The organism is Tetzosporium hominis (genome assembly GCF_002265435.1).
Lineage (GTDB): Bacteria > Bacillota > Bacilli > Bacillales_A > Planococcaceae > Chryseomicrobium > Chryseomicrobium hominis.
Map to the genome: position 1 here is coordinate 1 of NZ_NOKQ01000024.1, position 234 is coordinate 234.

1 protein-coding gene is annotated in these 234 nt (G+C 38.0%); it reads left to right on the plus strand.

From position 1 onward, the window contains the following. Nucleotides 1-111 precede the first annotated feature (111 nt). Nucleotides 112-234, plus strand: a 123-nt coding sequence (locus CF394_RS00070; protein WP_207761651.1) for a nitroreductase family protein, incomplete at its 3' end; no start/stop codon positions are given.

The following is a 234-nucleotide window of genomic DNA, read 5'->3' on the forward strand; positions in this document are numbered from 1 at the left end:
CAAGTGGATAGTAGAGAGTCTGAAAGAAGTACTAACTCTATGAAAAATCTCTGCAAGCTCTTTCAAATTATGGTAGAATGGAAGCAGTAGAATTAGAAAAGGAAATCGATTATGAAATTTCTTGAATTAAATAAAAAACGTCATGCGACCAAGCATTTTACTGATAAACCGGTAGATCCCAAAGATGTGCGTACGGCTATCGAAATCGCAACCTTGGCCCCAAGTGCCCACAAT